A 15,011-nucleotide genomic window follows, 5' to 3' on the forward strand; every position below is an offset into this window, starting at 1 on the left:
GGCGGCCTAGCTCCACTCCTCCCAGTCCTTCGAAGCGGTCGGCGTGGGGGTGGGCTGGGCGGCCGGGGCCGCCGGAGTGGTGGCGTCCGCGGTGACGCTGGTCGGCGCGGCCGCAGGTCCCTCGTTCGCGATCTGCACCCCGCCCGCCATCGCCACCGCCGCGATGATCGCGACGGTGATGCGCTTGACCTGGGTGCGCCACGTGTTCTGCATCTCTGTTCTTCTCCCCGTTGAGTACTGCTTGAGCTTCGCTTTGTTCCGGTGAGAAGAACACTAGGAAGGAGCGGCTTCGAGCTGATATCGCTGTGCCTTCCGAGGCTGCGCAATTTCGATAAGGACGATATACCTGCAGGTCAAGAGGGGTCCGTGCAGCGATAACGCACTCCGCGAACCCCTCTTGACGACTGCTTGCGGGCCACTTGAGGGGCCCTCGGGACACCCTCGGGGACACCCCGCGATAACGGCGATAACCGGAATTCAACGTTCCCGGTACATCTCGGCGACCAGGAATGCGAGATCCAGCGACTGGGTGCGGTTGAGCCGGGGGTCACAAGTGGACTCGTAGCGTTCGCTCAGCCCGTCCAGGCTCACCTCCTCGCCGCCTCCCACGCATTCCGTGACGTCGCCCCCGGTGAATTCCAGGTGCACGCCCCCGGGATGCGTCCCGAGCTCGCGGTGGACCTCGAAGAAGCCCTTCACCTCGTCGACGATGTCGTCGAAGCGCCGGGTCTTGAGGCCCGACGGCGCCTCGAAGGTGTTGCCGTGCATGGGGTCGCTCACCCAGGCCACCGGCGCGCCCTCCGCCGCCGTCTTCTCCACCAGTTCCGGCAGCCGGTCGCGCACCTGCCCGGCGCCCATCCGGACGACGAAGGTCAGCCGGCCCGGCTCGCGGTCGGGGTCGAGCCGGTCGATGAGCCGCAGCACGGTGTCGGAGTCCGTCGTCGGGCCGAGCTTGACCGCGACCGGGTTGGCGATCTGCGAGAAGAACTCCACGTGGGCGCCGTCCAGGTCCCGGGTGCGCTCCCCGATCCAGAGCATGTGCCCGCTGGTCGCGTAGCGGCGGCCGGTCGCCGGGTCCTCGCGGACCAGCGGCTCCTCGTACTCCAGGAGCAGGCCCTCGTGGCTGACGTAGAACTCCACGGCGTGCTGGATGCGTTCGTCGGCACCGCAGGCGCGCATGAAGTTGAGGGCCTGGTCGATCTGGGTGGCGAGCGCCGAGTAGCGCTCGCCGACGGGCGATCGGGCCACGAAGTCCTGGTTCCAGGCGTGCGCCTGGCGCAGGTCGGCGTAGCCGCCGGTGGTGAAGGCCCGTACGAGGTTGATCGTGCCGGAGGCGGCCTGGTGCATCCGCAGCAGCCGGTCCGGATCGGGGGTGCGCTCGGCCGCCTCGAAGGGGAAGCCGTTGACGGCGTCGCCCCGGTAGGCCGGCAGCGTCAGCCCGCCGCGGGTCTCGGTGGGCTTGGAACGGGGTTTGGCGTACTGGCCCGCCATCCGGCCGATCTTGACGACCGGGACGGAGCCGGCGTACTGGAGGACGAGCGCCATCTGCAGCAGCGTCTGCACCTTGCGGCGCACCGAGTCCTCGCGGACGTCCGCGAAGGTCTCGGCGCAGTCCCCGCCCTGGAGCAGGAAGGCGTCGCCGCGGGCGACGGCGCCGAGCCGGTACTTGAGCTGCTCGCACTCGGCGGCGACCACGAGCGGGACGGCCTCCCGCAGTCGTTCCCGTACCTCGGCCAGGGCGGCGGGGTCGGGCCATTCGGGCTGTTGTGCGGCGGGCCGGGCCCGCCAGGAATCCACGTGCTCCACGAGATCGCTCCTTCGAGGCTCCTGCGTCACCCGGCGAGGGTGCCGGCCGGCCTGGTCCGTGCGCTGGTGAGGAAGTTCCGCAGCAGCGGCATGCCGCCGACGGTGGTGATGGACTCGGGGTGGAACTGCACCCCTTCGACCGCGAGGGTGCGGTGGCGCAGGCCCATCACGTAGCCGTCGTCGACGGCGTGCGCGGTGGCGAGCAGCTCCTGCGGCAGGGGTTCGGCGACGATGAGGGAGTGGTAGCGGGTCGCGGTCATGGTCTCGCCGAGCCCGGCGAAGACCCCGGCCCCGTCGTGGGCGACCTCGCTGGTCTTGCCGTGCTTGAGCCGGTCGGCGACCTGTACGCGGCCCCCGTAGGCCAGGCCGATGGCCTGGTGGCCCAGGCAGATGCCCAGCAGGGGGACCCGTCCCGCGAACCGGTGCACCAGCTCGACGTGGCCCGACTCGGCGGGGTGGCCCGGTCCGGGACCCAGGACCACGGCGTCCGGCAGCCGCGCGGCGAGCTCGTCGGGGCTCTCGGTGCGGGAGCGGACGACCTCGGTGTCGGCGCCCAGGGTGCGCAGGTACTGGTCGATGATGTGGGTGAAGCTGTCGTAGGCGTCGACGAGCAGGACCTTCACGGGAGCAGCTCCTCACCGGTGAGCGCCCAGTAGGCCGCCCCCATCTTGTGCAGGGTCTCGCGCCACTCGGCGGCGGGCGAGGAGTCGGCGACGATGCCGGCGCAGCTCTGGGTGGAGTAGGCCGTTCCGTCGTGGGTGACCGTGCGGATGCACAGGGCGAGCCGGGACCAGCCGCGTACGTCGACGAGGCCGACGGCGCCCGCGTACATGTCGCGGGGCTCGGACTCCAGTTCGGAGATGATCTCCATGGCACGGATCTTGGGGGCGCCGGTGACCGTCCCCGCGGGGAAGGTCGCGGCCAGCGAGGACCAGGTGTCCTCTCCGGGGGCGAGGCTGCCCTCGACCGTGGAGACCAGGTGGAAGACGTGGCTGAAGGTCTCGACGGTCATCAGCTGGGGGGCGTCGAGGGTGGTGGGCAGGCAGACCCGGCCGATGTCGTTGCGGCACAGGTCGACCAGCATCACGTGCTCGGCCTGCTCCTTCTCGCTGGCGAGCAGGGCCTCGACGCGCGGCCCGTCCACGGCGGGGTCGCCGCTGCGGGGTGTGGTGCCGGCGATGGGGCGCATCACGATCCGGTCGCCCTCGGTGCGGAAGAGCACCTCGGGGCTGGCTCCGATCAGCGTGGAGCCGTCGCGCGGGACGAGGTACATGTACGGGGACGGGTTGCGTCCGCGCAGCCGCCGGTAGACGTCGAGCGGGGTGAGGTCGGTGTCGACCTCGATGCGGTGGCCGATCTGGATCTGGTAGATGTCGCCGACGCCGATGTGCCGCAGGCAGCGCTCCACGTTGGCGCGGAAGGCCTCCTCGTCGGTGCTGTCGCGGACGGCGCGCGGGGCGGGGGCGGCGGGGACGCGGCCGGCGGGCTCGGTGATCCCGGAGGTCAGCCGCTCGACGATGCCGGCCAGGTCGGTGCGGGCGGCGGGGCCGCCGTCGGGGCCGAAGGCCTCGCTGCGGGCCGCCAGCCGGACGGCCGTGCCGGCGTCCAGGTCGTACCAGACGGTGTCCTGGAACAGGGTCAGGACCAGGTCGGGGGCGCCCTCGTCGGTGTGCTCCCGGACGGGCAGGTCCTCCATGTACCAGGCGGCGCCGTAGCCGATGGTGGCGAGGAAGCCGAAGGCGTAGTCGGGGCGGCCGCTGTCGACGTCGAAGCGTGCCTGGACGGCCCGCAGCACGTCCCAGACCTGGCCGGGGCGTTCGAAGATCCGGTCGCCCCCGGGGCCGGCGGCCAGCCCGAGCCCGTCCGCGACCCGTGACAGCTCGGCCAGTACGGGCGCCACGCCGACGGCGGAGATCCGCCCGGCACGGACGCGCAGCTCGGCGAGGCGGCCGAAGCCGACGACGGCGGAGTTCCCGTCGAACTCGGGGCTCTCCAGGGACTCCAGGAGGAAGACGTCCTCCCCGAACCGCGCCCGCAGGGCCTCGTACAGCTCGATCGGGGGGTGCGGGTCGAGGACTGTCTCCTCGATCCGGACGGGGAGGGGGCGCCGGCCGTGTGCGGCCGGCGCCCGAGTGGCGGTGTCGAGCAGTGTGGTCACTGAATCACTTTCCTCGGATGGCTCGGGGCCGTTCGGGGCGGCCGGGTGTGCGCGGGGGGGCGGGGCTCAGCCGTAGCGGCGCATTTCGTGGAAGAAGTCCTCGACGACGGCGAGGTCGCCGCGCTCACGCAGGCTGTCGTAGATGTGCCGGCCCACCGCGAGGTCGAGGACGCCCAGCCCGAAGGGCGAGAAGAAGACGGGCTTGTCCTCGGGCACGGACAGCTGCCCGGAGAGCACGTCGTACAGCGTCCCGTCGACGAAGTCGCGGCTTCCGGTGAGCTGTTCGGCCAGGTGGGGGGAGGTGTCGGCCTTCAGGCAGTGCTCGACGTCGTCGACCACGTTGAAGCCGGAGAGGATGACCTCGGGCGACAGGTCGCGCAGCGAGACGTGCAGCACGAGCGGGTTGTGGCCGAACCAGTCGGGCTCGGTGACGTGCGGGGTGCCGGCGACGGTCGCGAAGACGACGAGGTCGCTGTTGCGGATCAGCTTCTCGGCGCTGTCGTGGACGGTGACCGGGCCCTGCTCGCCGGAGCGGGTGAGGTAGTCGGCGAAGCCGTCGGCGTGCTCGGCGGACAGGTCGTGGACGCCGATCTCGTCGAACTCCCAGCCCGTGCCGGCCAGGTACTGGTGGATGAAGCGGGCGATCAGGCCGACGCCGAAGAACCCGATCCGGCGCGGCCGGCGGCCCGCCGGGCTGAGCCGGTCGGCCGCCAGGGCGGCGGAGGCGGCGGTGCGGGCCGCGCTGATGATCGAGGATTCGAGGCAGGCGAGGGGATATCCGGTCTCGGGGTCGTTGAGTATGAGTACGGCGGAGGCGCGCGGAATTCCGGCCGCCACGTTCTCGGGGAAGCTGGAAATCCACTTCACCCCGTCGACCGGTGCCGCTCCCCCGATCGACGCCGGCAGCGCGATGATCCGCGAGGTCGGACGGTCGGGAAAGCGCAGGAAATAGGACGGCGGATTGACCGTCCCGCCCTCGCCGTGCACCCGATAAGCGGATTCGATCAATCCGACCACTTCGGGCGCACGGCCGTCGAGGACTTCGTGCACCTGGGCACCCGGGATCACGGCAAAGGAAGGCGCACCGGCCGTACGTGACATCGCAGACTCCACAACTTGGCGGTTTTCTCGTCTGCGATGACGCTAGGGAGCCGCTTTATCGCCGGGTTATTGGCCGGTTACGCGCGCTCCTGCGACACCTCCCGGAGTCGTTCCAGCGCGGCGGCCGCCTTCTCCTCCCAGGGCGGGGAGCCGATCCCCTGGAATATGGTGAGGGCAGCGGTCAGCTGGGCCCGGCTCTCGTCCGTGCGACCGCTCCCGTGGTGGAGCTGGCCCAGGCCGAACCGGATCTGCCCCTCGAGCAACGGACTGTGATGACGCCGGGCTAGGTCCAGCGCCTCGTGGTACGTCTGCTCGGCCAACTGGACCGATCCGGCCGACCCCCGGGTCTCCGCGAGCCCCAGCAGAGCGTGCGCGAGACCGATCAGGTCGGCCTTCTCCTTGACGATCCGGACGACCTCGCCGAAGGCCGCCTCCGCGTCCTCCAGCTGGCCCAGCGCCAGGTGGGAGCCTGCCAGCCGGTACATGGCCAGGGCGAGACCGCGCTGCTGGTCGTTGCCGATGCTCCCCGAGACGCGCACGGACTCCCTGCTCAGTTCCAGGGCGGTGTCCGGCTGCCCCTGGTACAGGGCGAACTGGGCCATGCTCTGCAGCGTGTAGGCCTCCGCCACCCGGTCCCCGACCTCGCGGAACACCGACAGCGCCTCACGGAGCCGCTCCATGCCCTGCTCGTAATCGCCCCGGATCCGGTCGATGCCGGCGAGGTTGCTCAGCACCAGCGCCGAACCGTGCGCGTCCTGCGCCCGCTTGAAGAGCCCGAGGGCGGTCTCCTGCCGCCGGCAGGACTCGGGCAGGTTGCGCAGCCGCAGTTCGACGACGCCCAGCTGTCCGTGCATGGCCGCCTGACCACGGAGGTTGCCCGCGATCCGCGCCGCCTCAAGGGCGTAGCCACTGCACGTGCGCCAGTCCTCCAGGTAGTTGCGCGTCTCGAAGAGGACCTGCATGGACATGACGAGATCCCAGGCCAGATCGTCCATGCCCAGCTGGGCCGACTGCTCCACGACCGCGACCAGCGAGAGCCGTTCGGCCTCGAACCATTCCAGGGGTGTCGCCAGCAGCTCGTCCAGCAGGACGGGGTCGACCTCCCGGCGCGGCACATCGCCGTGCACGATGTCGTGGTCGCCGCCCTTCTCCCTCCGGAAGGCCTGCTCCGCGATGGCCAGACACGTCCGGAACACCCGGTCGCACGCCTCCCGCCGCTCCTCCTCGCCCTCCTCCTCCCGCGCCAGCTCCTCCGCGTACAGCCGCATCAGGTTCTGGAAGCGGTAGCGCAGCTGCCCGGTGGCGTCGACGCCGACGACCTCCAGGAACTGCGCGTCCACCAGGTGCTCTATCAGCCGCTCCGCGTCCATGACGTCCCCGTCCAGCAGCGCGGCACCCACCCACGTGGTGAAGTCGGGTACGCCGAGCAGCCCGAGGAGCCGGTAGAGCCGGGCGGCGTCCTTGTGCAGGTAGCGGTAGCTCAGCTCGAAGCTGGCCCGGACCTGGGACTCGCCCTGGCTGAGCTCGTCCAGCCGGCGCCGCCCGTCGTTGAGCCGGGTCACCAGGTGGCGCACCGTCCAGTGCGGCTTCGAGGCCAGCCGGGCCGCCGCGATGCGCAGCGCCAGCGGCAGCCGGTCGCACAGCTCGGCCAGCCGGGCGGAGTCCTCGGGGGCGGCCTGTATCCGGGCCTCGCCGACGATCCGCCCGAGCAGCTCGACCGAATCGGCCTCCGGCAGCACGCCCAGGTGCACCCGGGCCCGCTGCGGCCAGGTCACCAGCTGCTCCAGCTGCTCGCGGCTGGTGACGAGCACGGTGGAGCCGCCGCTGCCCGGCAGCAGGGGCCGGATCTGCGCGAAGGTGCGTACGTTGTCCAGCACGATCAGCACCCTGCGCTCCGCGAGCACGCTGCGGTACAGCGCGATGCGGTCCTCCAGGCCGTTGGGCACGTCGTCGCTGTCCACGCCGAGCGAGCGCAGGAAGCGGCTGAGTATGTCCCCGGCGGTCGTCGGGGCATGGTGCTCGTCATATCCCCGAAGGTCCGCGAAGAGCCTCCCATCGGGGTACTGTTCGGTAACACGATGCGCCCAGCGCACCGCGAGACCGGTCTTGCCCACCCCCGCGACGCCGGTGATCAGCCCGACCGTGGAAGCCCGGCCGCCCTCCCCCTGCCCTTCCACCAGGCTGTCGAGCGAGGCGAGTTCCGCACCGCGGCCCGCGAACCCGGGCACGTCGGGCGGCAGTTCCGATGGCACGACGCGCCCGCGTGCCGCTAAGGCGTCCGCGGCACCATCCGTCCCATCCCCCTGGACGGGCGCTTCGAAGGCCAGGGACGGATCATCCCGCAGGATCGCGTCGTGCAGCTCCTGGAGTTCGGGGCCCGGGTCCATGCCGAGCTCGTCGATGAACTGGCGCCGCGCCTCCCGGAAGCTCTCCATCGCCTCGGCCCGGCGCCCCGAGCGGTACTGGGCCAGGATCAGGTGGTACCGGGTGCGTTCGCGCAGCGGGTGTTCCCGTACGGCGGCGGCCAGTTCGGGCAGCAGCAGCTGGTGCCGGCCCAGCTCCAGCTGCACGCCCGTCAGCGCCTCGTAGGCGTTGATCCGGACCTCTTCCCAGCGGGCCGCCTCGTCCTCGACGAGCTGCCCGGTGACTCCGGTGAGCGCGGGCCCGCGCCAGAGCCCGAGCGCCTCGGCGTAGCAGCGCGCGGCGTCGGCGGTCCGGTGCGTGCGCACGGCTTCCTCGGCCTCGGCGACGAGCCCGCTGAAGGTGACGGTGTCGAGCACGTGCCCGTCGGGGCGCAGCAGGTAGCCGGGGTGCGCGGTGGCGATGACCTCCTCGGCCACTCCCTCGCTCTTGATCGCCTTGCGCAGGGCCGCGATGACGATGGCGACCTGGGTGCGCGCGGTGGCTGGCGGACGACCGTTCCAGACCACGTCCACCAGGGTGTCAACCGGAACGATTCGCCCCGGACTCAGGAGCAGAAGGGCCAGAATCGTACGTTGCCGGGCACCTCCGACCTGAACGGTCCGTTCCCCTACGGTGACCATGAGTGGTCCGAGAATTCCGAATCTGAGTGGCTCGCCCAACTGTGTCTCCCCCCGTCGCCACCGGGCCCGGCAGCGCGATCACCCTACCTGTCTGCCGCTGACAGAAAAGAGACCAGACCCAAGCTTTGCGCCTGGTGGGGCACCATGACCGAAAGCTGATCGATCATCTCGCGAATGGCCGGAATCGATCGGAACCCTACCGCCGCTCAAGCGGCAGCCACGAGGTCGACATCCAGCCAAACCCAAGGAACAGGAGACTCCCCTTCACGCCTCCCCAAAGCCACCCGAACGCCACCTCCCGTCCCCTTCCGCGAGGACATCCCTCCCGATCCCGTCAACCTCGAAGTGGCGCCCTTCGCACCCGTCCAACCGCCGGCACCGCGCACCACGCCCCGGATTTCACGCACCCGACACGCGACGCCCGCCCCCCACCGACCGCAACCGGCCACCCTCCCCCACCACGGCCTCCCCCACGAACCCGATCCGGCCGCCCGCCAGTTCGAGGAGCCCCGGACCGCCAGCGGGTTGACGCCGCCTTGAAGCGGCCCGTGGCAGCCTCAGCCCCATGACGCACGCGGTGATATCGGCGGGACGCATGGTCTCCGGGCCCGGCGGAAGAGCGGTACCAGACGGGGCCGTGCTCGTTCAGGGGGCTGTGATCACGGCCTCCGGCCCGCGGGCCGAGGTCGAGGCACTGGCCGGACCGGAGGCACGCCGACTGGCGTTCCCCGACGGCACGCTGCTGCCGGGCCTCGTGGACGCCCACGTCCACCTCGCGCTCGACGCCGGCCCCGACCCGGTGGCGGCCCTGCTCGCCGCGTCCGACACCGAGCTGTACGCCGCGATGGCGGCGCGCGCGGAGCAGCTCCTCGCCACGGGCGTGACGACCGTACGCGACCTGGGCGACCGGGGCGGACTGGCGGTCCGGCTGCGCGAGGAGATTGCGGCCGGGCGGCTGCGGGGCCCGCGCGTCCTCGCCGCCGGAACCCCGTTGACCGCGCCCGGCGGGCACTGCTGGTTCTTCGGCGGGGAGGTCGAAGGAGAGGACGCGATCCGGGAAGCGGTGCGACGCAACGCGGCGAGCGGCGCCGACCTCATCAAGGTGATGGCCACCGGAGGCGGCATCACCAAGGGCGGCCCTCCCACCTGGCAGTCCCAGTTCACCGAGCCGGAACTGCGCGCCGTGGTGGAGGAGGCCCGTCGGGCCGGCCTGCCGGTCGCCGCCCACGCACACGGCACGGACGGCATCGCGGCAGCCGTGGCGGCCGGGGTCGACACCATCGAGCACTGCACCTGGACGGCCCGGCACGGCTTCGACGTACGCGAGGACCTGGTGGCCGCCATGGCCGCCCGGGCCATCGCGGTCTGCCCCGCCGCCAGCCCGGACTGGGAGGGCTTCGCGGAACGCTTCGGCACGCACCGCGCCGAGGAGATGTTCCGGCGCATCGGCCGGATGGCCCGGAGCGGCGTCCGCCTCCTCCCCGGCACGGACGCCGGCGTCCCCCGCGCCGTCTTCGACGGGTTCGTCTCCAGCCTGGAGTTCTTCGAACACATCGGCATGACCCCGCCCGAGATCATCGACGCGGCCACGGCAGGCGCGGCCGATGCCCTGAACCTCACCCACGACACCGGCCGGCTGACACCGGGCCACCGCGCCGACCTCCTGGTCGTCGACGGCGACCCCCTCACGGACCTGAACTCCCTCCGCACGGTCCGCCTGGTCCTGGCCGCGGGCCCGGCCCTTCACCCCGACTGAGGTTGTTCCTGTTTGGCGGACAGGTTCGATGTGTTGGTCAGGTTGCTGTGGTTTCGTACTCGGCTGGGCTTTGGTAGCCGAGGCTGCTGTGGAGTCGGCGGGTGTTGTACCAGCCCTCGATGTACTCGAAGATCGCGCTTTTGGCGGCGGCTCGGGTGTGCCAGTTGTGTCGGCTGACCAGCTCGGTCGCCAGGGTGGCGAAGAAGGACTCGGCGAGGGCGTTGTCCCAGCAGACGCCGGTGCGTCCGACGGAAAGCCGGATGGACAGGTCGGCTGCGAGGCGGGCGAAGGCGTGGCTGGTGTACTGGGTGCCGCGGTCGGTGTGGAAGACGACCGGGCCCTTGGGCCGGCGCTGGTGGCAAGCGGTGGTGAGGGCCTCGGCGGCCAGGCTGGTGCCCAGGTGGTCGACGGTGGCCCAGCCGACCACGCGGCGGGAGGCGATGTCGATGACGGTGGCCAGGTAGAGCCAGCCCTCGCCGGTGGGGATGTAGGTGATGTCGCCGCACCAGCGGGTGTCGGTCGCGGCCGGGTGGGTGCGGAAGTCGCGTCCGACCAGGTCAGGTCGAGTGCCGGAGGCCGGGTCGGGGATGGTGGTGCGGTGGTTTCGGCGGCGGTGCCGGCCGATGATGCCGGCCTGGCGCATCAGGCGGGCGACCCGGCGCCGTCCGCAGGCCAGGCCTTCACGCAGCAGAGCGGCGTGGATCCTGGGGGCGCCGTAGGTGCCGCGTGAGAGGTCGTGGATCTCGCTGATCCGGCCTGTCAGTTCTTCGTCCCGCAGGGCCCGCGGCCCGCGGGTTTCCTGGCGGCGTTTGTAGTAGTCGGACCGGGAGACCTTCATCAGCTCACAGGCGCGTTTGACGCTGTGACCTGCGTGTTTCTCCGCCTCGATGAACGGGTGCACCGTCACCGGGTCCCCCTCGCGAAGAAAGCCGTGGCCCGCTTGAGGATCTCGATGTCCTCTCGCAGGCGGCGGTTCTCCCGCCGCAGCTGGGCCAGTTCCTCCCGGTCGTCGCGGTCCAGGTCCTTGGGCTGGTGACTGTCGTCGGACTGCGCAAGCCACAGCCGCACCGCGGACTCGGTCAGGTCGAAGTCCTTGCAGATATCGGGCACCGACCGGTCCCCGCGCAGGCACAGCTCGACGATCTCGGCCTTGAAATCGGCCGTGAACTGCCGCCGCTGCCGCGGCTTCTTCTTCGGCATGTTCTCCATCATGGACATCCCTCCCCGAGCACGGGCCCGGATCTCGGATGTCCGCCAAACCGAAGCAACCCCACCCCGCCGCACTGACCTCTGGCCGTGCTGATCGGGATCGTACCGGCAGATCGTGGGATCACCGTGGGTTCAACCCGCCGAGCCACCTCTGCGCTCTCTGGTGCGTTCGGCTTGCGTCATGTCGTCGCCGATGAGGGCGGCGAAGACAAGGGAACGCGAGCCGTTGAGGCTGGCTTCGATTTGGTCCCGGATGATCTCGCTCGCCTTGCCTCGCGTGCCGATCCAACCGTCTTGGACAAGCTGGGTGAAGGTCGTGTTGTCGAAGTAGCGCGGCACCGTGTGATACCCGAACAACTCTCCCCGTCTCGGACCAGTGGCAAGGTCGGGATGTTGACGAAGCCACTCGACGTGCTCGCGAGCGAGGTACATGCCACCGATCAAGGCGTCCCCTCTCGGTGCGGTCTGCTCGGACTTACAGAATTTGATCCAACAGGGCTGAGGAGCAAGGCGATAGTCGAGCAGCGGATCCTGATCGAGCCTTGTGCACGCCTCCTCTACCTGCCTCATGCGCTCCAGCTGGTCGTCCAGGTCAGTATCCGGACGATAGCCCCACTCGCTGCGGCCCGAGCCGACCTGCTGCATCTTCTTGTACTGCACAAGGATGAAGCTGTCCCGGTTCACATGGTGGTAGATCAGGTCGATCCCCAGCGTGTCCTCGGCCGGCAGACGGTTGACGTTGGCGATGAAGAGCTTCTGGTCTCCCTTCTGGAACAGACGCTTCGCGAGGTGCTCCGCATCGCTACCGACCCAGTCCGAGAACCGTTGCGCGTCGTGAAAGACAAGGTGGTCCTCGTGCGCCGGGTGACCTGGAAGAGTGGCTAGAACCGGCACTCTGGACCCGTTCTCATCCGGAAACCGAGCCTCACCGATGATGCTCCGGTCGAATCCGCCCAGCTGAAGAGCCAGCCCGGTGGCATCCCGTTCCTCTACAAAGAGCTCCCGCACCCGGCTGAGGATCTGGAAGCCACCTGTCCGCTCCTGCAACCGGGCGATGACACCGGCCAAATCGGCCCGACACGTGGTGAGTGCGTCCAGCAGCTCTTCCCCGGCGCGCTTCGACAACGTGCCCGACATACCAGTGGCGTATCTGTGACGAGGGTGGACTAGATCGGACAACGTCTCGATGGGGACGGGAGGCGCGATGCGATGAAGCTGCGTCACCTCGATCGTCTTTCCAAATGTGCCCGCACGTCGACCGCTCCTGGCGTGCCCGACGTACTCAACGAGCGGCCTACGACTCGCCTGTCCGGTCACAACCAGGACGACGTGGCTGCTCTTCCACGCATCACGTTCCCCTAATGACTCCCAGCCGGCCTCGAACTGTGTCGGCCGTCGGAAGCCGGCAAGGAACTTCTCTTCATCAGGAGTGCATCGCAGGATCGCCACCATAGGTTCACCGTACGTCTAGCTTGATCCAGCCCGCCCCTACGGGGGCTCCGTCACAAGGATGCCAGCCCCAACTACGCTTCGGCCTGGCGGTCTTGCGAGGAGCCGAACGCATCCGGCTCCGGGCTGAACCTAGCGGAGAAGCTGTGCGCATTGCTGGAGCTCGCACGGGGAAGCGTGGGGCCGCGTTCCGGGCGGTCCGGCCTCGATCCCGACCGCCCGCAAAGGCCGACCCTCGTATCGCCACCTAGCAAGGCCCGAGAGGGCGACCATTCGTCGCTGACGGCCCATCAGAAAATTCACAGGTGGGCGTCATTCGAGCGTCAAGATTCTGAGCGATTCCGATGCTGCTACCGCCGAACCCCTGCCCTGGTCACCCAAAGCCGCAGGTCAAGCAGATCGCGGCAGCCGCAACAGCGACCGCATTCACTCGACCTGTTGTCCGTCCGGAAATAGGTCGAGCGAACTGCAGGAACCGAGAAGCCGCAGGTCAGGCGACCTTCGCGATGGGTTCAAGGATCGCGACGCACTCCACGTGGTGCGTCATCGGGAAGAAGTAGTCACCTACCTAGAGCACAAAACAGCAGGTCAGAGGGTTGCGCCACTCCAGCCACGGGACCCGTGCGTCAAACCAGCGTCACAACGGAGAACGGAATAGCGCGCGGTGATCCCAGCACGAGGCTGTGCAAGCGCTGGCGAGCGCTTGCACAGCCGAATACAGCCGCCGCCGACTTGCTCCGCAAGAGCGCAGCGGCCACTCATGCGGTGCGCAACCTACCGACCCAGAGTCGGCCGATCAGCCCAGGTCCTGACGAAGGCGGCGGAGATAGGTATCGATCTGTGCCAGCCCAGGCCAGTCGCTTCCCCGTAGGCAGGAGGTTTCCGACCGGAGCCGTTCTCCTATGTCCAGCGCCTGGGGAAGGCTTTCCGTCGCGGCGTACAAGCTCATCAGCCGTGCGAGAGCATCGAGGTGGCGGTTGACGGCGTCCTCGTCGCCCTCGTCGGGCGTGATCTCACCGATTCGGTCAAAGGCTTGGATGGCGGCGGTAGCTTCGCCAAGTTCCATCCGGCATTGCCCGGCGTAGTACCAGCACAGCTGGACTTGCTCGTCTTGGTCGCCATAGCGGTCGGTGTACTTGTGGGCGAGCGGCTCGAAGAGCGCGAGGGCCTCTCGGTGGCTTCCGGCCAGGAATCTCACCTGGGCGAGACTGAACTGCATGCCTTCTCGGAGCTCCAGGTCAGTGGCTCTTGCGATCGCCTCGGCCAGTGCGTCAGCTGCCTGCGTGAACTGGCCCTGCTGAGCCAGCCCCGCCGCCCGGTCGGAGACCGCGTCCGCCTCCTGCTCGGTCAGTGCAGCAGGGTCTGTCGCCAGCGCCAGCGCCAGCAACGCGCCTGCCATTGAGGGCGCCCACGGTGAGGGAACGACGACTGTGGGTGTGTACGAGGCGGAGACACTAGGGCTGGGCTCCCGGCCGCCGAAGGGTCGCAGAAACGGCAGACGGGGGTCGAGCATGCCCTCGGCGGTCGTAGCGGCGATGCCGGTGGAGGCGTGGACGAAGGGCAGGAGGGTGTCGTAGACCGACATCGCATCCATACGCTGCTCGGCTTCCTTCGTGAGCATCGCCAGCAGGAGCTTTTCGATCTCGGCCGGCAAGTCCGGACGCAGGGTGCAGATGGGCGGAGGCGGGGTGTGGACGTGGTGCCACATGTGGGAGCGGCTGTCGTCGGGGGTGAACGGCGGCTTGCCGGTGAGGAGTTCGTGGAGTACGCAGGCGAGGGCGTAGACGTCTGCGGCGGGGCCGACGGCGTTGGCCAGGCTCTGTTCGGGGGACATGTAGGGCGGGGTGCCCACAGTCATGCCGACCTGGGTGAGGCGGGGCAGGGTACCGACTCCGCGCAGGGCGGCAACGCCGAAGTCGAGGACCTTGACCACGCCTCCGGGGGTGAGCATCAGGTTGGACGGTTTGATGTCGCGGTGCACGACGCCGTGACGGTGAACGGTGTCAAGGACGGAGGCGATCTGGGCACCGACAGCCGCGGCCCAGGAGACCGAAACCGTCTCGCTTTCGTAGTCGGTCTCGTCGATGAACGTCTGCAGTTCGCGTCCCTGCAGGAGCTGCATGACGACGAACAGCCGTCCACTGGCCTCATCGGTTCCGGTGTCGTAGACGGCCGGCACACCCAGGTGTTCGATACCGGCGGTGATCTGGACCTCGCGCAGGAATCGGGCACGGCGGGTCTGCAGGGTCTCTTCGAAGGCCGCTCCCTGGAACCCGGGCGGGACCGGGCTCTCGGCCAGCATCATCTTGACCGCGACCCGGCGATCCAGGCGCTCGTCGTACGCCTGCCAGACCTCGCCCATGCCACCCGCGCCGATGGGCGTGTGCAGCCTGTACCGGCCCGCGATCACGCGAGCCGGTACGCCAGCGTCGAAAATCGGCGTACCGCCCTGCACCATACGAGGTCCCCCTCTGTGTGGTCGGAGCGT

Annotated in this window: 11 protein-coding genes; 1 reads left to right on the top strand and 10 read right to left on the bottom strand. The window is 69.7% G+C overall.

All coding sequences use genetic code 11. The annotated features are described in order from the left end of the window. Positions 1-6: 6 nt before the first annotated feature. The 6 genes from OG553_RS07000 to OG553_RS07025 form a co-directional block, all read right to left on the bottom strand. The gene (locus OG553_RS07000) at positions 7-213 is read right to left on the bottom strand and encodes a hypothetical protein (protein WP_405978156.1); all 207 of its coding nucleotides are present in this window, start codon (positions 211-213) and stop codon (positions 7-9) included. Positions 214-477: 264 nt separating this feature from the next. Then, on the bottom strand, positions 478-1,806 hold the full coding sequence (locus OG553_RS07005) for a class II 3-deoxy-7-phosphoheptulonate synthase (RefSeq protein ID WP_405978157.1): 1,329 nt from the start codon (positions 1,804-1,806) through the stop codon (positions 478-480). A gap of 26 nt (positions 1,807-1,832) precedes the next feature. Then, positions 1,833-2,429: an anthranilate synthase component II gene (locus OG553_RS07010; protein WP_405978158.1), complete on the bottom strand. Its 597-nt coding sequence runs from the start codon at positions 2,427-2,429 to the stop codon at positions 1,833-1,835. Next, positions 2,426-3,964: an anthranilate synthase component I family protein gene (locus tag OG553_RS07015; RefSeq protein WP_405978159.1), complete on the bottom strand. Its 1,539-nt coding sequence runs from the start codon at positions 3,962-3,964 to the stop codon at positions 2,426-2,428. The genes OG553_RS07010 and OG553_RS07015 overlap by 4 nt, the downstream gene beginning before the upstream one ends. A gap of 66 nt (positions 3,965-4,030) precedes the next feature. After that, positions 4,031-5,065, bottom strand: a complete 1,035-nt coding sequence (gene sbnB, locus OG553_RS07020) for a 2,3-diaminopropionate biosynthesis protein SbnB (RefSeq protein ID WP_405978160.1) — start codon at positions 5,063-5,065, stop codon at positions 4,031-4,033. 77 nt (positions 5,066-5,142) lie between these two features. Then, the gene (locus OG553_RS07025) at positions 5,143-8,109 is read right to left on the bottom strand and encodes a BTAD domain-containing putative transcriptional regulator (protein WP_405978161.1); all 2,967 of its coding nucleotides are present in this window, start codon (positions 8,107-8,109) and stop codon (positions 5,143-5,145) included. Between the two features lie 655 nt (positions 8,110-8,764). On the opposite strand from OG553_RS07025, the gene OG553_RS07030 reads away from it, so the two are divergent. Further along, positions 8,765-9,865: an amidohydrolase family protein gene (locus OG553_RS07030; protein ID WP_405978162.1), complete on the top strand. Its 1,101-nt coding sequence runs from the start codon at positions 8,765-8,767 to the stop codon at positions 9,863-9,865. Positions 9,866-9,902: 37 nt separating this feature from the next. Here OG553_RS07030 and OG553_RS07035 read toward each other — a convergent pair whose 3' ends face one another. The 4 genes from OG553_RS07035 to OG553_RS07050 form a co-directional block, all read right to left on the bottom strand. Then, positions 9,903-10,772, bottom strand: coding sequence for an IS3 family transposase (locus tag OG553_RS07035; protein WP_405978163.1), 870 nt, complete (start codon positions 10,770-10,772; stop codon positions 9,903-9,905). After that, on the bottom strand, positions 10,769-11,077 hold the full coding sequence (locus tag OG553_RS07040; protein ID WP_405978164.1) for a transposase: 309 nt from the start codon (positions 11,075-11,077) through the stop codon (positions 10,769-10,771). The genes OG553_RS07035 and OG553_RS07040 overlap by 4 nt, the downstream gene beginning before the upstream one ends. Before the next feature lie 129 nt (positions 11,078-11,206). Continuing rightward, a complete protein-coding gene (locus OG553_RS07045) occupies positions 11,207-12,526 on the bottom strand; it encodes a hypothetical protein (protein WP_405978165.1) in 1,320 nt (439 codons plus the stop codon). A gap of 793 nt (positions 12,527-13,319) precedes the next feature. Further along, entirely contained in the window at positions 13,320-14,981 is a 1,662-nt protein-coding gene (locus tag OG553_RS07050; RefSeq protein WP_405978166.1) for a protein kinase domain-containing protein, read from the bottom strand. Positions 14,982-15,011 lie beyond the last annotated feature (30 nt).

It is taken from the genome of Streptomyces sp. NBC_00158 (genome assembly GCF_045160885.1).
GTDB lineage: Bacteria > Actinomycetota > Actinomycetes > Streptomycetales > Streptomycetaceae > Streptomyces.